A 17860-nucleotide genomic window follows, 5' to 3' on the forward strand; every position below is an offset into this window, starting at 1 on the left:
GTCGGTCTCGCCGTCATCCAGTCCCCCGACCGACCGCATCACGCCCGCACCCCGCCCGCCGCGCCGGTTGAACTCCTGTCAGATCGCGTTCAGCGCCTTCAGTCCTCCGCGCAGCCTCTCGGCCTCCGGCGTGCCCGCCTCAAGCGCAAAGACATAGGCCTGCGTCAGATAGAAGGCGCGGGCCGTCCGGTCCGTCGCCATGTCCGACGCCTTGGCATAAAGCCCGATCAGCGCCGCCCGGTCGTCCCTGGCATGGGCCGCCAGAAGGGCGCGGTCCAGATCGTCGCGCGTCATGCCCGCCGGGCGGCGATCCGGCCCGCGACCCAGGCGTGGAACAGATGCGTGGGGCCGTCCATCGCCGGTGAAAACCGCCCGCCATCGAACCCCGGCGCGGCGCGCCCGGCCTGCATCCCCTCGACCACGAAAATGTCCTCCTCGAAGACGGCGCGCCACTGCTCGGCATTCCGCGCGCGCAGGGCCGGGTCGGTGTCGGGGCGCGCATAGTAGATGTTCACGTGCTCCCGCGTCCGCATATGGCCGACCGGTTCCAGAACGATCGAATAGGCGTGGTCGCGGTGAACCCCGAACAGCACATTGGGAAAAAGAGAGATGTATTCCGCGCCCGTGTCCCATTTCGGCGACAGTCCCTCGAAATCGGGGAAGCTCCGGCCCGCCTCATCGGTCAGTTGCCGATAGACATGGGTGCCCTGACCGGAAAACCGGCCCGGCGCCTCGATATGATAGTGATCCTCCAGCCGGGAATAGCTGTTCAGGCCCGGATGAACCCAGGGCAGGTGATAGCTCTCGCAGTAATTCTCCACCGCCAGTTTCCAGTTCGTCGCCACATCCAGCGTGAAGCGGCTGTCCTCGCCGCCATGGTGAAGCGGTCTGTCGAACTCCGCCCACCGCGCGATGACATCGCCATGAACCTCCGCGAAGCCGGGCGCGTCGCCCGACAGGTTCACGAAAACCACATCGCGCCAGACATGGCTGCGGACCTCGATCAGCCCAAGCGTGGCGCGGTCGATCCCCGCATGGCTGTTCCGGCCGGGGCCGCCCACATGGGGCGTGGCCACCAGCCGCCCATCCTTGGCATAGCACCAGGAATGATAGGGGCAGCGGATCGCGCCCTCGATCCGGCGCGGCGCGGAGACGAGGATCATGCCGCGATGGCGGCAGATGTTCTGGAACACGCGAACCTGCCCCGCCTCGTCCCGCAGCAACAGAAGCGGCTGGCCCAGAAAGCTGATCGGCACGGCATCGCCCGGCGCGGGCACATCCGCGCCCACCGCCAGCCCGGCCCAGGTATCGGCCAGCACCGCGCGGGTCTCCTCGGCAATGGTTGCGGGGTCCGTGTAATGGGCGTTGGGCAGGCCACGGGCCCGTTCGATCGGGGCTTGGACGTCTTCCAGCCCGGTGATCCGCATATCGTCGGCCATGTGCTTGAACCCCCTCGGCGTGTCAGTCTCACCGCGACAGGCTGGCGCGGCGGGTCGGGGGCCGTCTTCTTCACTGGCGACATGGGCCATGTCGCGAACAAACCGCGGAGCGTGCGGGCATGGGTGTGATGACGGGGCGGGGTTCGGGCGGGGCTTTCGGTGCGCTTGCGGTGCCGCCCGCCGGTCTCAGCCCTGGTCGAGTAATGCGGATACCGGCGTGTCGGGGCTCAGCCCCATCTTCTCGCAGAGCGCCGCACGCCCCCGCGCCAGCCGCGAGGTGACGGTCCCGATGGGCAGCCCCGTGGCCGCCGCGATCTCCGCATAGCTCTGGCCCTCAAGCGCGCGCAGGCGCAGCAGATGGGCCTGATCGGCGGGCAGCGCGTCGATCGCGGCCAGCGTTTCGGCGCAGGCAAGGCGCGCGGGCGCCTCCGGCGGGCTGGCGGGCTCGGTCGTCAGTTCGGCCCAGGGCAGGCTTCGCGCGCGCGCCCGGTTGCGCAAGGCGGTGAAGGCATAGGCGCGCAGATCCTCGATCTCCCCGCCCTCCGGATCGGCCATCCGGGTCCAGACCCGCAGGAGCGTGTCCTGCACCAGATCGTCGGCATCCTCCCATGTCCGGCTCAGGCGCCGTCCGACCCGCCGCAGATCGGGAAGGAGCGCCTCCAGCTTGCGGGCGGTATCGGTGGGCATCACCCGCGGGGCGGGGCCGTCGGATGGGGCGGGGCCGTCAGACGGGGCGGGACCGTCAAACGGGGCGTGCCCGCCGTCAGGGTGCATCGCCGCGACATCCAGCGGCGCGTGGTGCGGGCGCGGCGGGCCGTCTGGCCGGGCCTGAGGGTCGGGTCGGGGTCCGTCGGACGGGGGCCGGGGCTGGGGCATGGACGCTCTCGGGACGGGTTTGAGATGTGGCATGGGCCTCACCCTTAGGCACGCGCGGGGCATGTGCAATCGGGGGTGCGCATTGGCCCGTCCATCTCGGCGGCGGCTGGCCCAAAGCGGCGGCGGATCGGCGAAGGACCGCGCGGGCTCATTTGCATCGGCGGCGGCTTGCTGGGTCCGGTGGCGCGGTTTCAGCGGGGCCCTGCCGAGATCGGGCGGGCGGTGCGATGGGGGGATTAAACTCTCGCTAACCTTGTCTTGGTAACCACGGGTGCCGGTTCGGACCGGCCCTCGAAACCCAACTGTTCTCAAAGGAGACGACACGGATGACCTTTCCCCAAATCAAACAGGCCACGGGCCGCCGCACTTTCGCTCTCTGGCTCGGCGCGCTGGCGCTTGTCATGGGTCTCGTTGCCGCAAGCTACGCGATGGGCCAGGGCTCGTCGCTGGATACCGATGGCGACGGGCTGGTCTCGTATACCGAGCTGTTGATGGCCATGCCCGACATGACCGAGACGGATTTCGCCACGCTGGACGCCGATGAAAGCGGCGCGCTGGATGCGGATGAACTGAATGCGGCGCAAGAGGCCGGCATCATTCCCGCAGGTTAACGCGGGGACGTGTGTACCTGCGCCCCGTAATCCCCGATCCACCGGGGCAGGGTGCATGCGGGAACCGGCGCGGCTGTTTATGCCTCGGCTGCGCCGGTTCTAATCACAGGGGCCGGTTCCGACCGACGGGACCGGCCCGATTACGGCCCGAAAATGTCGTTTCGGGGTCGCCGGGCGAACCAGCGCGGCTCAGACCCCGCGCGCGATTGCCGCCACGCCCGTCCGGGCCAGACGCACATCGCCAAGCGGACGCATCAGTTCGCAAAAGGCGTCGATCTTGTCCGGCGTGCCGGTGATCTCGAAAACAAAGCTTTCCAGCGTCGAATCCACCACATTGGCGCGGAAGATCTCGGCAATCCGCAACGCCTCCACCCGGGCCTCGCCCTTGCCCATCACCTTGATCAGCGCGAGTTCACGGCTGACGAAGGCGCCTTCGACCGACAGGTCCGAGACCTCGTGGACGGGCACCATGCGTTCCAGCTGCATCTTGATCTGCTGGATCACCTGCGGCGTGCCGCTGGTCACGATGGTGATGCGGCTGCGATGGCCTTCATGGTCCACCTCGGCCACGGTCAGGCTGTCGATATTGTAGCCGCGGCCCGAGAACAGGCCGATGACGCGGGCCAGAACGCCGGCCTCGTTGGTGACCAGGACGGCCAGCGTATGGGTCTCGATCTCGTCGGACATATGGCTGCGAAGGTCATAGGCGGAATGGCTGCTGGCGCCTTGTTCGATTTTCAGCGGGGACATGTTCGGGCTTCCATCTTTGGGGGTCTTGTGGGCGCGCGGCCCCGAGGGGTCGGCAATCTTGCGGGGCGGTCACATCATCAAGGTGCCGCAGGCCCGTTCGGGCGGTTGGTCGGGAAACTCGGTCCGCAGCGCCGCGACCGAAACGGGCCGGGTGAAGGGCAGGGCGAACGGGCGCAGGCCGGAGGCGAGATTGTAGGGGTCGCCGTCGCGCACACCATCTTGCGGCACATCCGAGATCAGCATCTCCCAGTCGAAGCAGAATTCCGAACCCGGATCGTCCGCGCCGAACGAGCCCGGACGATAGACATAGCAGACCTCCCCGATATCGGGCGTGATCTCCGTGACCTCCCAGGTGCCCAGCACCAGACCCTCGTTGCCGCTATGCCAGAGATAGGCGGAGCCGTCGGGCGCGGTGTATTCGATCTGGTTGCCAAGCTCGGGGCTGAAGTAATGCACCGTACGCCCGCAGATCAGCGCGAGGATCGAGGCCGCGTCCTGCGCGCCGGCGGGCAGGGCGGTGAGAGCGGCCGCAAAAATCCCGGCAAGGCGGGCGCGGTGGCGCATCGGCCGCCCCGCACGGGCAAGCTCACCGGCGCTCATGACAGGTTGGCGCTGCAGCTTGTGCTGCGCGCGTCATCGGGGAAATCCATGCTGAGCGTGGCGATATCGAGCGGCGGCTGCGCGGCAAGAACATGGGGCGGGGTGCCGCTGCGCAGGTTGTAGGGGTCGCCGTCGCGCAGGCCGTCCCTGAGAAAGGTGCCCAGAAACCAGTCGCCCGAAAAGCAGAACTCCTCCCCGTCATAGCCCGGGTGGAGCGCGCCTTCGGCATATTGGAAACAGATGTCCTCGCCGCCCTGCTGCGTCTCGCCGATGCGCCATGCGCCCACGATGACCGCCGCGCTGCCGGGCCGCCAGAAATAGCTGTCGCCATTGGCCGCAAGAAACTCGATCTGGTTGCCGATCCCGTAATAGACATGGAGCGTCCGGTCGCACAGAAGCTCGTGCAGGCTGCCGGGCGTGTCGGCCCGCGCGACTGACCCGGCAAGGCCCACGGCCCCGAGCCACGCCACCAGCGCGGCGCCGCATATGGCCGCTCGGGATGTCACACCAGAACGCCCCCCTCGGCGCCGATCACGCCCTGGGTCTCCGCCTCGCCCAGAAGCATCTCGTTATGGGCCTTGCCCGACGGGATCATCGGGAAGCAGTTCTCGTGCTTCTCGACCAGACAATCGAAGATCACCGGCCCGTCATAGGCCAGCATCTCCATGATCGCGTCATCCAGATCGGCGGGATCCTTGCAGATGATCCCCTTGGCGCCGAACGCCTCGGCCAGCTTCACGAAATCGGGCAGCGCCTCCGACCAGCTGTGGCTGTAGCGCTCGCCATGCAGCAGCTCCTGCCACTGGCGCACCATGCCGAGCCGTTCATTGTTGAGGATGAACTGCTTCACCGGCAGGCGATACTGCACCGCGGTGCCCATCTCCTGCATGTTCATCAGCCACGATGCCTCTCCGGCGACATTGATGACCAGCGCGTCGGGATGGGCGACCTGCACCCCGATGGAGGCCGGGAACCCGTAGCCCATCGTGCCGAGACCGCCCGAGGTCATCCAGCGGTTCGGCCCCTCGAACCCGAGATATTGCGCGGCCCACATCTGGTGCTGGCCCACCTCGGTGCAGATATAGCGGTCGTGATCCTTGGTCAGCGCCTCAAGCCGTTCCAGCGCGTATTGCGGTTTGATCGTCTTGGCGTCGGGCTTGTAGGACAGGCAATCGGTCTTGCGCCACGTCTCGATCTGATCCCACCACTTGGCCAGCGCGGCGGAATTGGTCTTGCGCCCGCGCGCCTTCCAGATCCGCAGCATATCCTCCAGCACATGGGCCACATCGCCGATGATCGGGAAATCGGCATGGATCACCTTGTTGATCGAGGAGGGGTCGATATCCACATGGGCCTTGCGCGATCCGGGGCTGAAATCGGCGATGCGCCCGGTGATCCGGTCGTCGAACCGCGCCCCGATATTGATCATCAGGTCGCAGCCATGCATCGCCAGATTGGCCTCGTAGAGCCCGTGCATCCCCAGCATCCCCAGCCAGTTCCTGCCCGAGGCCGGGTAGCTGCCCAGACCCATCAGGGTCGAGGTGATGGGAAACCCGGTCGCCTCCACCAGTTCGCGCAGCAGGGTGCTGGCCTGCGGGCCCGAGTTGATCACCCCGCCGCCGGTGTAGAAAACCGGCCGCTCGGCCGTTTCCATCGCCTCGACCAGCGCGGTGATGATCTCCGTGTCGCCCTTCACGCGCGGCTGGTAATGGTGCAGCCTGATCTGCCGCTTGTCGGTATAGGTGCCGGTGGCGAACTGCACATCCTTGGGAATGTCCACCAGAACGGGGCCGGGCCGGCCCGCGGTGGCGATATGGAAGGCTTCGTGGATCGTGCCCGAAAGCGCCTCGGTCTCCTTGACCAGCCAGTTCATCTTGGTGCAGGGCCGGGTGATGCCCACCGTGTCGGCTTCCTGAAACGCGTCCGATCCGATCATGAAGGTCGGCACCTGACCGGTCAGAACCACGATCGGGATCGAATCCATCAGGGCATCGGTCAGCCCGGTCACCGCATTCGTCGCCCCGGGGCCGGAGGTCACCAGAACCACGCCCGGCCGGCCGGTGGCGCGCGCATAGCCTTCGGCCGCGTGCACCGCGCCCTGTTCATGGCGGACCAGGATGTGGCGGATCTCGTTTTGCTGGAACACCTCGTCATAGATCGGAAGCACCGCGCCGCCCGGATAGCCGAAAATCGTATCGACGCCCTGATCCTTCAAAGCCTCGACCACCATCTGTGCGCCGGTCATCTGACGTGTCATCTTGCCCTTGTCCTTTACCGTCTGTGTGGCGTGTCCGCCGACACTCTCGCATAAAAAAGCCCCCGATCCGGCGGGGGCGCATGGGAAACCGATATGGTTGTCGTTACCGACCCATGCGCGTGTTTCCTACAAGTACGAGAATGCCGGTCATGTGACCCTCTGAGTTATCGTCTGCGCGGGACATTAGGAGCGGGTGCCAGAGGCGTCAACAGGCAATTCCGCTAATAAACTGTCTCGGGCGCGATTTTTTGCGCAAGAATGCTGCGCGCACGGCCTCTTCCCCGCAATGCGGCCGCCCGAACCGGCGTATCGGGCGTGATCCGGGGCAGGCCGCCGCACCCGCGGCCCCGCCGGGGTCCGTGATCCGGGGCAATCCCGCCCGCCGGTGGCCCGACCTGCGGCGCCCGGGCCTCGGTGACAGGCCGGTGATTTCCATGCAAACGGGTCGCGTCCGGGCCGATCCGGGCGGCGACAGACCCCGAGTCACGACCGATCCCGGCGCGAATTCCTTGCACCCGAAGCTAATTTTTCGGGCATCCACGGGAGTTAGCGATAACGTTATGCAACCTGAGGTGGAAAATCCGCCCAAAAGCCGATTTTGGTAAAAAAATTTGACAAAAAACCGTGTTTCGAGTTGAAAACTGTTTTCTGCGACCCACGGCTTCGCTAACGTGCGGTCACCATGAACCAATAATCCGCTATCCGAGGGGGATAGCGGCAATTCCGAATGGGGAGGATACCATATGGATCGTCGTTCTTTCTTGAGAACGTCTGCACTTGGTGGCGCGGCAGCGGCATCGACAACGCTGGCCGCACCGGCCTACGCGCAGGGCAACCGGACGCTGACCATGGTCACGTCCGTGCCGGATGGCTTCGCCATCTTCGACGATGCGGCACAGCTGGCCATCGACTACATCACCGCGATGACCGATGGCGCGCTGAGCTTCAACAAGATGCCCGCGGGCAGCCTCGTCGGCGCGTTCGAAGTGTTCGACGCCGTGTCTTCGGGTCAGGCGGATGTCTACCATTCCGCGGAATACTACTTCCTGAACCAGCACCCGGCTTTCGCCTTCTTCACCTCCGTGCCCTTCGGCATGACGGCGCAGGAAATGGCCAACTGGTACTATCGCCGTGGCGGTCAGGACCTGCATGACAACCTGTCGTCGCTGTTCAACCTCAAGCCGATCATGTGCGGCATGACCGCGATGCAGCCCGGCGGCTGGTACAATATCGAGATCACCTCGGCGGAAGACTTGCAGGGTCTGCGGTTCCGGATGCCGGGGCAGGGCGGTCAGGTTCTCGGTCGCCTCGGCGCCTCGGTTCAGAACATCCCCGGCGGGGAGATCTATCAGGCGCTGGCAAGCGGCCAGATCGACGGCGCCGAGTGGATCGGCCCCTATGCGGACGAGCGCATGGGCTTCCAGGAGGTCACCAACACCTACTACGCCGCCGGTTTCCACGAGCCGGGTTCGGCGCTGGCGCTGGGCTTCAACCTCGACATCTGGAACGAGCTGAGCGAACAGCACAAGGCGATCGTCAACGTCGCCGCGCAGGCCGCACACGCACAGAACACGGCGCTGTCGCTGGCCGAAAACGGTGCAGCCCTCGCCCGTCTGCAGGCCGGTGGCGTGCAGGTGCGTCAGTTCCCCGACGATGTCTGGGATGCGTTCGGTCGTGCCTCCGCCGAGGTCCGCGAAGAGAACATGGGCGACCCGATCTATTCGGAAATCGCCAACAGCTACTTCGCATCGATGGAAGAATCGGCCGGCTGGTACGAGATCGCCGATGGCGAGTACATGCGTCAGCGTAACCGGGTCAACGCCGCCGGTTAATCCGCCTCAGGTGGAACCATGATGGCCCCGCCCGACCCGTAATCCAGGCGGGCGGGGCCAGCTTCGAGACATACCATGATCGTCGCGTCCGCAATTCGGCCGCGTTCGGGGGGGGACAACCGTATGATCGACTTCATCGTCTGGGTGCTGCAGAATATCGCGCTGGCGCCGTACCATCTGTTCCTTGCGATCACGAACCCCGGCGACTGGCTGAACTGGTCCAACCCCGAAGCGGTGATGCGCTTCATCTATTACGGGGCTTCGGTCGAATTCTTCTTCGTGGTCATGACCGCCTTCGCCGTGATCACCGCGCTCGGCATGGCCTGGAAGCGCGAAATTCTCTGGACCTGCGTGCGCGGGCTGGAGGCCTTTGCGAACGGCGTCGGCCGGTTCGCGGCCTGGGCCGGCCTGCTGATGGTCCTCCAGCAGGTCATGATCGTGTTCCTGCAGCGCATTTTCCGGGTCGCGGAAATACAGATCGGCCCGCTCGGCACCGCGTTTTCGCAAGATCTCAGCTGGTGGGGCGAGGAGCTGAAGCTCTACAATGCCATCGTTGTCTGCCTCTGCGTGTCCTACACCTTCGCGCAGGGCAGCCATGTCCGCGTCGATCTGGTCTATTCCGCCGTCAGTCACCGCACGCGGCGCGTGATCGACATGTTCGGCAGCCTGTTCTTCATGATCCCGGCGATCACCATCACCTATCTCTACGCCTGGTTCTTCATGTGGCGCCACCTGATGACGCCCACGGTGACCGCCACCAGCGATCTCGACCGGATGCTGATGCAGGCCCGCATCTTCCGCTGGAATGTCGAGACGATCGGTTTCAGCCCGAACGGCTTCAACGCGTATTTCCTGTTCAAGATCCTGATCGTGGCGTTCTGCGTCATGGTGTTCCTGCAGGCCATCGCGTTTTTCTGGCGCTCCTACCTCGAATGGATCGAAGGCGAGGAGAGCGCGGGCAAATATGCCGATTACGACACCACCGGTGACGAGGCCGAAGACCTCGAACACGCGATTCACTCGGGCTCGACCTGATCCGTAACGACGACGCCAAAGACGCGCGCAGCAAAGGGACATAAGCACATGCTTTTCGGATTGGATGGAGTCGAGATCGGACTGATCATCGTCTTCCTGACACTCTTCGCAGGGATCATGACCGGCTTTCCGGTGGCCTTCGCCATCGGCGGGGCCGGGGTCATTTCCTTCGCGATCATCGCTGCGCTCGACAGTGCGGGGCTCCTGATCCATCAGGCCATCGACACAAGCTCGGCCGAATACTCCGCGCTGGTGGCCGAGGGGGTGGCGCGGGACGCCATATCGGTCTTCCGATACCCCGAATTGCCCCGGATCGAAGAGGCCCTGTTTCCCGGCGGCTGGGAACAGGCGATGGACCGGAACATTTCCTTCATCGTCAACCGGATGAACGAGCGGGTGATCGCGGGCCAGAGCATCGAAACCCTGCTGGCGGTTCTGATGTTCGTGATGATGGGCATCACGCTGGAACGCTCCAAGATCGCCGAAGACCTGCTCACCACCATGGCCCGCGTCTTCGGCCCGCTGCCCGGCGGCCTCGCGGTTTCCATCGTGATCGTGGGCGCCTTCCTCGCCGCCTCCACCGGGATTGTCGGCGCCACCGTGGTGACTATGGGCCTGCTGGCCCTGCCGACGATGCTGCGCAACAATTATTCGCCCGAACTCGCCACCGGCGTCATCGCGGCCTCGGGCACGTTGGGCCAGATCATCCCGCCCTCCATCGTCATCGTTCTTCTGGGCACGCTCGTGGGCGACCTCTATGCGACCGGTCAGGAAACCCGCGCGCAGCTTGCGGGCTGTTCCGACGCGCTGACCTTCCTGGGCGAACCGGCGGTCCTGTCGGTGGGCACCCTGTTCCAGGCGGCGCTTTTGCCGGGTCTGTTCCTGGCGTTCCTCTACGGCGCCTATGCCTTCGGCTTCGCGCTGGTCAAACCCTCCGCGGCACCGCCGGTGGTCATCGAAGGCGGCAGCAACAGCGAGCCGGTCACCCGCAACGAAGCGCTGACCTGGTATCTGGCGGCGCCGGTCGCACTGATCGTGGCCATGGTTCTGGCCGGGTCCGCCGGCCTTGTGGGCAGCCAGACGATCTTCGTTTCCGACTATGCCGAGCGGGAAGCGGGCCCCGCCCTGCGGACCAACGTCTCCGAACAGTGTCAGGCCGCGATGATCGATCTGCACGGGCAGGAGGCCTGGGATGAGGCGGTCGCGCAACGCGCCGCTCAGGTCGAGGCCGGGACCGATGGCGACCGGGCCGTCGAACTCACCGAAGAGGAAATGATCGCCGCGCGCGCCGATGAGCTGGCCAATGCCGCGCCCATCGGCACCGGTGTCGCGGTGCTCTTCACGCTGCTCGCTCTGGTGCTGATCATCGCGCGCGGTGTGTCGCCCTCCGGCGATCCGATGCCGCTGATCATCGGCGGGGGCGGTATCGTGCTGGCCCTTCTGGCCGATATCCTGCTGATCGGGCCGCTGACCGGCCCGGGCGCCACCTTCATGATCCTGGCGGTCCCCACGCTGCTCACGCTCTACGGCTGCCGTGTCGCGATGATGCGGCTGTCGAAGAACGAGCTGTTGCGCGTCGTGTTCCCGCCGCTGGTCCTGATCGTGGCGGTTCTGGGCTCCATCCTGGGCGGGATCACCAACCCGACCCCGGCGGCGGCGCTCGGCGCGGCGGGTGCCATCATGCTCGCGGCCTATCGCAAGCTGAAGGAGGAGAACGGCAAGTCCAAGATCGTGATCTGGGCCAGCTTCGCCCTTGTGATCATGATCATCGTGGGTGTGAACTTCGACCTGCGGATCACGCGCGAAAGCGTGCCCTTTGCCGATTGGGTCGCCTATGTCGTGGCGCAGGGTGCCTATCATTTCGCCTTCTTCGGCCTGCTGTTCAGCTGTTGGGTGCTGTTCCGGACCAGCGTTCTGGGCCCCGTGGTGCGGGAAACGGCCAAGGTCACCTCGATGGTCTTCACCATCCTGATCGGCTCGCAGCTTCTGAACCTCGTGCTGATCTCCTTCGGCGGGGAGCATTACATCCAGCAGTTCCTGCGCGCCTTCGACAACGAGATGGTGGTGTTCCTGCTGGTGATGCTGATCCTGTTCATCCTGGGCTTCGTGCTGGATTTCCTGGAGATCATCTACATCGTGATCCCGATCGTGGGGCCGGTCATCTATGGCGGCACGCTCGATCCGAAATGGGTGACGATCATGATCGCGGTGAACCTGCAGACCTCGTTCCTGACGCCACCATTCGGCTTCGCGCTCTTCTACCTGCGCGGCGTGGCGCCGAAATCGGTGACAACGGGGCATATCTACCGCGGTGTCATCCCCTTCGTGGGGATCCAGGTGATCGGGTTGGCGCTGCTCTGGCTGTTCCCGGGGATCGTGACGATCGTGCCGGACCTGCTGCCCTGATCCGAGATCGGCCTCAAGGCGGCACCGGGCCGGACGTGGGGAGGCGTCCGGCCCGTTTGGTTTTTGCGGTGACGCGGGGACGCCGGGCAGGCAGGGCAATTGGGGCACACCACACGCGCCTCATAAGGTCGTTTCGCCCAAGATGACGAGCGCGCGTCAGCCTGCGGGCTGGAGCAAATCCCACAGATTGCCGAACGGGTCGCGCCATTGCGCGACGGTGCCATAGGGCTCCGTCCGCGGCGCTTCGAGGAAGGTGCCGCCGGCGGCGGTGATCCGGGCCGCGTCGCGCCCGAAATCATCGGTTTCAAGGAAAAACGCCACCCGGTCGCCGGTCTGCGCGCCGATGGTCCGGGTCTGGAGCGGTGTCGTCGCCTCGGAGAGGAGCAGCGCAGCACCGCCCTCCGGGTCAGCGGAAACGGTCACCCATCGCTTGCGTCCCTGATCCTCGTCCGCGGTGCAGGTCCAGCCGAGGCCGCCCACGAAAAACGCAAGGCCCGCGTCGTAATCCGGCACCAGCAGGGTGATCGTGGCCAGCCGCGGCACGTCTCAATCGTCGGCGCGCAGGTCGGGCAGGCTGATCTGCGCCACCTGCTGCGCGATGGGATCAACGGAGAGCGGATGGGTCTGGTTGGAGTATTCCGCAGGGTCACCCAGATCCTGCCACGCGCCATCGAGATAGATCTCCAGGGCGGAGAAGTTGGCCTTGTAGCCCATCTTGCTGCTGCCGGGCACCCAATAGCCCAGATAGACATGGGGCAGCCCCGCCTCGCGCGCGATTTCCAGATGGTCGAGGATCACATAGGTGCCAAGCGACTGGGCCGGCAGATCCGGCCGGAAGAAGCTGTAGACAAGGCTCAGCCCGTCATCCAGCACATCCGTCAGGCACACCGCCGTCAGCTCGTCGGTCGTGCTGTCGCGATACTCCACAACCCGCGACCGGACCGGCGTCTCCTCGATCATCGCGGCGAATTCGAACACATCCATATCCGCCATCCCGCCATCGGCATGGCGGCTGTCAAGATAGCGGCGGAAGAGGGCATATTGTTCCTCGGTCGCCCATGGCGACCGCGCGGTGCGGGTCAGATGGGCGTTGCGGCGGATCGACCGGCGCTGGCTTTTCGAGGGTTCGAAATCCGCCACCCGGATCCGCGCCGACAGACAGGCCGAGCAATCCGCGCAGGATGGCCGGTAAAGCACGTTCTGCGACCGGCGAAAGCCCTGCTTGGACAGGGCATCGTTCAGCTTGCCCGCATGTTCCCCCTGCAACGCCGTGAACAGTTTCCGCTCCCGCCGGCCATCCAGATAGGGGCAGGTCTGCGGCGCTGTCACATAGAACTGTGTGGCAATCGGAAGGGTGTGGCGCATATCCAAGGCTGAGTTGTCCGCGTGTTACGCCAAAGCCTGCACCAGTCGCCCGGTTGGGGGCAACTGGTTTTTGTTTCGTTAACGATGATCCGGTCAGCGGGGGCGGTTGATGGCGGCCGATCCGATCAGCATGTCATGCAGGCCCTGGTGTTTGTCGCCGATCACGATCAGTACCGCGGAGATCACTTGCGGCAGCAGGAAGGCCGAACAGGTGAGATAGGTCAGCGTGTGGATCGTCGCCTCGCCGGCCGAAAGCCGCTCGCCCGTGGGGCCGCGCAACTGGAGGTTCATGATCCGCATGCCAAGCGTGGCGGAGCCGCCCGCGATGGTGATCGTGCGATAGAGGAAACTCACGGTCAGATAGACCAGCGGCCACAGGAAGAACAGCAGCGTCAGCGTCAGGATGCCCAGGGTCACCGTGATCAGCGTGATCAGCGCGACATCGATCAGCCAGGCGAAAAACCGTTTCGCGGGCACGCCCTCGTAGAAGACGGACTGGTAATGCGGGTCGGGCAGGCGGGAAGAAAATGACATGGAACTGGACATGGGGGGTCGTGAACCTTTTGCAAGATGAATGATGTCGCGGCCCCGGAGCCGGGAGGGCTGTGACCGGCCCGGGACCGCGTTGCGCTCAGCCGGAGTGGGGGACGAGAGCTGCGGCCGGGCGGCTCTGCTCATGGCCCCGCGACATGGCGCGGTCATCCATGAACCTGTCGAACTCGAACGTGTCCTTGGCGGCGCGCAGCCGCGACAGGAAGCCCTCGAATTCCGTCTGCTCCTTTTCAAGCCGGTTGAGAAGCTGGTCGCGATAGGAGTCGAAGCTCTGGTTGCCGCTCGATCTCGGTGCGCTGCGCTCCACCTCCGGGCGAAGCAGATCGACCGCGTCGTCAACGCTCATGCGGCCGCCCAGTGCGGGGATGCGGCCCCATTGCCAGGCGAAGAGAACGGCCAGAAAAACCCCGATCAGGCCGAACAGCGCCATCGCCACGATCGAAACCGAAATCGCGAAACCGCCATAGACGAGGATCGAGAGGATCTGCACCGGGACCGGGATGCGCTGGCTCGGCACTGCAGATGATGAAGAGGCTCCACTGTTGGTGGTCATGATGTCTTTCCTTCAGAACGCGCGGCCAATATCCGCAATAAAGGATCGCCGGACCCGTTTTTCGCGGGCCCGGCATTTCACGTCAGTCGTCGGACTCGTCGGCCGTTGCCGGCTTCTTGCGATCGTTCATGAACTGGTCGAACTCGGCCTTGTCCTTGGCATCCCGCAGGCGTTGCAGGAATTCCTCGAACGCGGTCTGCTCCTCTTCCAGCCGCCGCAGCGTATCGGCCTTGTAGCTGTCGAACGCCGTGTTGCCCGAGCTGCGGAAGTTGTGGCTGCCCATATGGGCAAGACGGCGGGATTTGCAGGAACCGTTGAACATGCGTTTGCTCCAGATCATATAGAACAGAAGGGCCAGCCCGATGGGCCAGAAGAAGATGAAGCCAAGGATCATGGCAGCGATCCAGGCACCTTTGCCTTTGCTGTCAAGCCAGGCCTCGGAACGCGAAAACCAGCCTTGGGCGGTTTCGACGTGGGCGGCTGTTGTAGACATTTGCTGTGCTCCTTTATCCGTGCTTGGATGTTAATGTTAATCACATTAACTCATATGGCATTCCGCCCGCGCCGCGCAAGAGGGCGCATGTCAAAAAGTGAATCTTTTTTACATGCGGCCCGAAGGAGGGAGTGATCGGGTGCATCGGTCTGCCCGCGACCCTCCCGTGCCGGATGCCGCATCCGGCTTTCCAGAAGACACTATCTTCCAGGAGACATTCTTCCAGGAGACATTACATAGCGAATCTGTTATATAAGCATATATGCATTTAACAGGATGCCCATGCCATGCAGCTTGACCGAACCTTCGCCGCGCTGTCCGATCCCACCCGGCGCGCAATCCTCGCAAGGCTCGCCAGCGGGGAGGCGACCGTCACCCAACTGCGCGCGCTTTCCCGCATCAGCCAGCCCGCCATGTCCCGCCATCTCAAGGTACTGGAGGAGGCGGGGCTGATCGAGGGGCGGGTTGCGGGCCAGTCGCGCCCGCGGGCCCTGAAGGCCGAGGCGCTGACCCCTGCGCGGGACTGGCTGGAAGATGTCCGCGCCGCGTTCGAGCAGACCTACGCCCGGCTGGACGCGCTTCTGGCCGAGATGCAGGACGCTCCCCCCAATCAGACCGGAGACGACACATGACCACCCCTTCGAACAAGGCCCGGGTCACACAGCCGGGCGATGCGGAAATCCTCGTCACCCGCCGGTTCGCCGCGCCGCGCGCTCTGGTCTTCCGGGCCTATACCGAACCGGCGCTGATGCAGCGCTGGCTGCTTGGCCCGCCCGGATGGACCATGCCGGTCTGCGAGATGGACCTGCGCGTGGGCGGCGCCTATCGCTGGCAATGGCGGAACGAGGCCGATGGCGCCATTTTCGGCTTTCACGGAGAGTTTCTGGAGGTTGTCACCCACGCCCGGCTGGTGGAAACGCAGATCTACGATCCCGGCACCATGGGCGGGGAAATGGGGTCGCCCAGCATCATCACCATCGATTTCGCTGAGGATGGTCCGGAAACGGTCCTGACCACGCGGATCGCCTTTGCCTCGGCCGAAGCCTGCCGGGCCGCGCTTGAAACCGGCATGACCGACGGGATGGAGCAAAGCTACCGGCAGCTCGACCGGCTGATCCCCGGGATGTCCTAGCCGCGTCCGCGCCCTTCGAACCGGGGCAGCATGGCGGAGAAATCGCGGCCCGCGCCGCCTTCTTCCTCCACGAACCGCTGATAGAGCGCCATCGCCGCCTGACCCATGGGCGTGTCGGCATCCGCGGCCTCGGCGGCCTGCTGGCTCAGGCGCAGATCCTTCAGCATCAGGTCCGCCGCGAAGCCGGGTTTGTACCCGTTGTCGGCGGGGCTCTGCGGGCCGATGCCGGGGGCCGGGCAATAGGCGTTCATCGTCCAGCTATACCCCGACGAGGTGCTGACGACATCGAACATCGCCTGCCGGTCCAGCCCCAGCTTGTCGGCCAGCGCGAAGGCTTCGCAGGTGGCGATCATGGTCACGCCGAGGATCATGTTGTTGCAGATCTTCGCCGCCTGTCCGTTTCCCGCGCCGCCGCAATGCACCGCTTTCTGGCCCATGATGTCGAAAAGCGGTCTGGCGGTCTCGAATGCCGCGTCGCTGCCGCCCACCATGAAGGTCAGCGTGCCCGCCGCCGCGCCGCCAACCCCGCCGGAAACCGGCGCGTCGAGAAACCCGAGACCCGCCGCCTCTGCTGCGCCCGCCACGTCGCGGGCCGCGTCCACCTCCACGGTGGAGCAATCCACCAGCACCGCGCCCGGCCGCATCGCCGGCAGGATCTCGTCGGCCACCCGGCGCAGGATCGCACCATTGGGCAGCATCGTGATCACCACATCCCGGTCGCCCGCGGCCTCGGCCGCGCTGCGGGCCTGGCTCACCCCCTCGGGGCATTCGGCCACAAGGTCGAACCCGGTCACCCGATGGCCCGCCGTCGCCAGATTGGCCGCCATCGGCGCGCCCATGTTTCCCAACCCGATAAACCCGATCTTCATGGCGTAATGTCCCTGTTGCTAGATATCCGGTGCGTCCGCCGCCGGAACCGGGCGCAGCATCTGCGCCACCTCCACCGGCGTCACATCCCGGGCCGCCGCATGGGCCCATTTCGGTGTGCGGTCCTTGTCGATGATCTGGGCGCGGATGCCTTCCAGAAAATCGCCCTGTTCCATCGACCGCGAGGTAAAGCGGTATTCCTGCATCAGTGCCTCGTCGATCCGGTCCCGGCTGCGCGCCCGATGCACCAGCTCCACCGTGCAGGCCATGGACAGGGGCGCATTGCGCGCGATCTTCTTCAGGCTCTCGCGGGCGAACTCCGTGTCCCGAAACTCCAGCATCGTCAGGATATCGCGCAGGGTTTCCCCGGCAAAGCTGTCGTCTATATCGGCCTGCATCGCGGCCATCGGGCAGTCGGGCGGGGGCAGGGCGCTCCGGTCCACCGCGTCCCAGTCGCCGGTTTCGCACAAGACCCCGATCAGCCGGGGCCAGTCGGCGCGCGGAATGTAGTAATCGGCAAAGCCCGCGAAAATCGCGCAGCCCGGGCCCATCCGGGTGCCGGTTACGCCCAGATACTCGCCCACGCGCCCCGGCGCGCGCGCCAGCAACAGCGAGCCGCCCACATCGGGCACAAGCCCGATGCCGCATTCCGGCATCGCGATCTGGCTGTCCTCGCAGACGATCCGGTGCGACCCGTGGCAGCCGACGCCGACGCCGCCGCCCATGGTGAACCCGTGCAGAAAGGTCACGACCGGTTTCGGAAATTCGAACATCCGCCGGTTCATCCGGTATTCATCGGCCCAGAACCTGCGCCCGTAGCCGAAATCGCCCCGCGTGCCGGTCTCGTACATCTGCATCAGGTCGCCGCCGGCGCTGAACGCCCGCTCGCCGGTGCCGTCGATCACCAGCAGGGCTATGGCCGGGTCCCCCTCCCAGGCCATCAGCGCCTCTTCGATCGCCAGACACATCTCGTGGGTCACCGCGTTCAGCGCGTCGGGCCGGTTCAGCGTGATCCGCCCCGCGCGGCCCTCGATGCGGATATGGATATCGGTGCTCATCAAACCTCCTGCCTCAGTCATTGCGGCCCGCCCG

Annotated in this window: 20 protein-coding genes; 6 read left to right on the plus strand and 14 right to left on the minus strand. The window is 65.4% G+C overall.

All coding sequences use genetic code 11. The annotated features are described in order from the left end of the window. Positions 1 to 78: 78 nt before the first annotated feature. The 3 genes from ACQ651_RS04090 to ACQ651_RS04100 all read right to left on the minus strand — a co-directional run bounded on the left by ACQ651_RS04090 (position 79) and on the right by ACQ651_RS04100 (position 2126). Positions 79 to 294: a hypothetical protein gene (locus ACQ651_RS04090; protein ID WP_227285444.1), complete on the minus strand. Its 216-nt coding sequence runs from the start codon at positions 292 to 294 to the stop codon at positions 79 to 81. After that, positions 291 to 1439, minus strand: a complete 1149-nt coding sequence (locus ACQ651_RS04095; protein WP_430448443.1) for an aromatic ring-hydroxylating oxygenase subunit alpha — start codon at positions 1437 to 1439, stop codon at positions 291 to 293. The genes ACQ651_RS04090 and ACQ651_RS04095 overlap by 4 nt, the downstream gene beginning before the upstream one ends. Positions 1440 to 1625: 186 nt before the next feature. Beyond that, positions 1626 to 2126 (minus strand): RNA polymerase sigma factor, encoded by a 501-nt coding sequence (locus ACQ651_RS04100; protein ID WP_430448445.1) that lies wholly within the window; start codon positions 2124 to 2126, stop codon positions 1626 to 1628. Between the two features lie 515 nt (positions 2127 to 2641). Between ACQ651_RS04100 and ACQ651_RS04105 the strand changes: the two genes are divergently transcribed. Next, positions 2642 to 2926: a hypothetical protein gene (locus ACQ651_RS04105; RefSeq protein ID WP_121898303.1), complete on the plus strand. Its 285-nt coding sequence runs from the start codon at positions 2642 to 2644 to the stop codon at positions 2924 to 2926. Between the two features lie 189 nt (positions 2927 to 3115). Here the strand turns inward: ACQ651_RS04105 and ilvN are convergent, their stop codons facing one another. The 4 genes from ilvN to ACQ651_RS04125 all read right to left on the minus strand — a co-directional run bounded on the left by ilvN (position 3116) and on the right by ACQ651_RS04125 (position 6533). Beyond that, positions 3116 to 3676, minus strand: a complete 561-nt coding sequence (gene ilvN, locus ACQ651_RS04110; protein ID WP_227285447.1) for an acetolactate synthase small subunit — start codon at positions 3674 to 3676, stop codon at positions 3116 to 3118. Between the two features lie 69 nt (positions 3677 to 3745). After that, positions 3746 to 4276, minus strand: coding sequence for a hypothetical protein (locus ACQ651_RS04115; protein WP_430448446.1), 531 nt, complete (start codon positions 4274 to 4276; stop codon positions 3746 to 3748). After that, positions 4273 to 4782, minus strand: a complete 510-nt coding sequence (locus ACQ651_RS04120) for a hypothetical protein (RefSeq protein ID WP_227285449.1) — start codon at positions 4780 to 4782, stop codon at positions 4273 to 4275. The genes ACQ651_RS04115 and ACQ651_RS04120 overlap by 4 nt, the downstream gene beginning before the upstream one ends. Then, positions 4779 to 6533 carry an acetolactate synthase 3 large subunit gene (locus ACQ651_RS04125; RefSeq protein WP_430448448.1) on the minus strand — a complete coding sequence of 585 codons (1755 nt, stop codon included), beginning with the start codon at positions 6531 to 6533 and terminating at the stop codon, positions 4779 to 4781. The genes ACQ651_RS04120 and ACQ651_RS04125 overlap by 4 nt, the downstream gene beginning before the upstream one ends. A 743-nt stretch (positions 6534 to 7276) precedes the next feature. Between ACQ651_RS04125 and ACQ651_RS04130 the strand changes: the two genes are divergently transcribed. The 3 genes from ACQ651_RS04130 to ACQ651_RS04140 all read left to right on the plus strand — a co-directional run bounded on the left by ACQ651_RS04130 (position 7277) and on the right by ACQ651_RS04140 (position 11806). Beyond that, positions 7277 to 8365, plus strand: a complete 1089-nt coding sequence (locus ACQ651_RS04130; protein ID WP_227285451.1) for a TRAP transporter substrate-binding protein — start codon at positions 7277 to 7279, stop codon at positions 8363 to 8365. 123 nt (positions 8366 to 8488) lie between these two features. After that, complete coding sequence (locus tag ACQ651_RS04135) at positions 8489 to 9400, plus strand: TRAP transporter small permease subunit (protein WP_375552655.1); 912 nt, start codon at positions 8489 to 8491, stop codon at positions 9398 to 9400. A 48-nt stretch (positions 9401 to 9448) separates the two neighbouring features. Then, complete coding sequence (locus tag ACQ651_RS04140; protein ID WP_430448449.1) at positions 9449 to 11806, plus strand: TRAP transporter large permease; 2358 nt, start codon at positions 9449 to 9451, stop codon at positions 11804 to 11806. Between the two features lie 156 nt (positions 11807 to 11962). Here the strand turns inward: ACQ651_RS04140 and ACQ651_RS04145 are convergent, their stop codons facing one another. From ACQ651_RS04145 to ACQ651_RS04165, 5 genes are all read right to left on the minus strand, one after another. Next, entirely contained in the window at positions 11963 to 12349 is a 387-nt protein-coding gene (locus ACQ651_RS04145; RefSeq protein ID WP_430448450.1) for a VOC family protein, read from the minus strand. A gap of 3 nt (positions 12350 to 12352) precedes the next feature. Continuing rightward, a complete protein-coding gene (locus ACQ651_RS04150) occupies positions 12353 to 13171 on the minus strand; it encodes an arginyltransferase (RefSeq protein ID WP_227285456.1) in 819 nt (272 codons plus the stop codon). A gap of 93 nt (positions 13172 to 13264) precedes the next feature. Continuing rightward, complete coding sequence (locus ACQ651_RS04155) at positions 13265 to 13705, minus strand: RDD family protein (RefSeq protein ID WP_430448452.1); 441 nt, start codon at positions 13703 to 13705, stop codon at positions 13265 to 13267. Between the two features lie 97 nt (positions 13706 to 13802). Next, on the minus strand, positions 13803 to 14276 hold the full coding sequence (locus ACQ651_RS04160) for a DUF2852 domain-containing protein (protein WP_227285458.1): 474 nt from the start codon (positions 14274 to 14276) through the stop codon (positions 13803 to 13805). Positions 14277 to 14358: 82 nt separating this feature from the next. Further along, positions 14359 to 14769 carry a DUF2852 domain-containing protein gene (locus ACQ651_RS04165; RefSeq protein ID WP_227285459.1) on the minus strand — a complete coding sequence of 137 codons (411 nt, stop codon included), beginning with the start codon at positions 14767 to 14769 and terminating at the stop codon, positions 14359 to 14361. A 287-nt stretch (positions 14770 to 15056) separates the two neighbouring features. On the opposite strand from ACQ651_RS04165, the gene ACQ651_RS04170 reads away from it, so the two are divergent. Both ACQ651_RS04170 and ACQ651_RS04175 read left to right on the plus strand, forming a co-directional pair. Further along, on the plus strand, positions 15057 to 15401 hold the full coding sequence (locus ACQ651_RS04170) for an ArsR/SmtB family transcription factor (protein WP_430448453.1): 345 nt from the start codon (positions 15057 to 15059) through the stop codon (positions 15399 to 15401). Then, entirely contained in the window at positions 15398 to 15901 is a 504-nt protein-coding gene (locus tag ACQ651_RS04175) for an SRPBCC family protein (protein ID WP_430448455.1), read from the plus strand. The genes ACQ651_RS04170 and ACQ651_RS04175 overlap by 4 nt, the downstream gene beginning before the upstream one ends. Here the strand turns inward: ACQ651_RS04175 and mmsB are convergent. Together mmsB and ACQ651_RS04185 are read right to left on the minus strand one after the other, a co-directional pair. Beyond that, entirely contained in the window at positions 15898 to 16770 is an 873-nt protein-coding gene (gene mmsB, locus ACQ651_RS04180; RefSeq protein WP_430448457.1) for a 3-hydroxyisobutyrate dehydrogenase, read from the minus strand. The two genes, ACQ651_RS04175 and mmsB, sit on opposite strands and share 4 nt — an antisense overlap. Positions 16771 to 16788: 18 nt before the next feature. Then, positions 16789 to 17826, minus strand: coding sequence for an enoyl-CoA hydratase/isomerase family protein (locus ACQ651_RS04185; protein WP_430448459.1), 1038 nt, complete (start codon positions 17824 to 17826; stop codon positions 16789 to 16791). Positions 17827 to 17860 lie beyond the last annotated feature (34 nt).

It is taken from the genome of Rhodophyticola sp. (assembly GCF_965284195.1).
Lineage (GTDB): Bacteria > Pseudomonadota > Alphaproteobacteria > Rhodobacterales > Rhodobacteraceae > Rhodophyticola.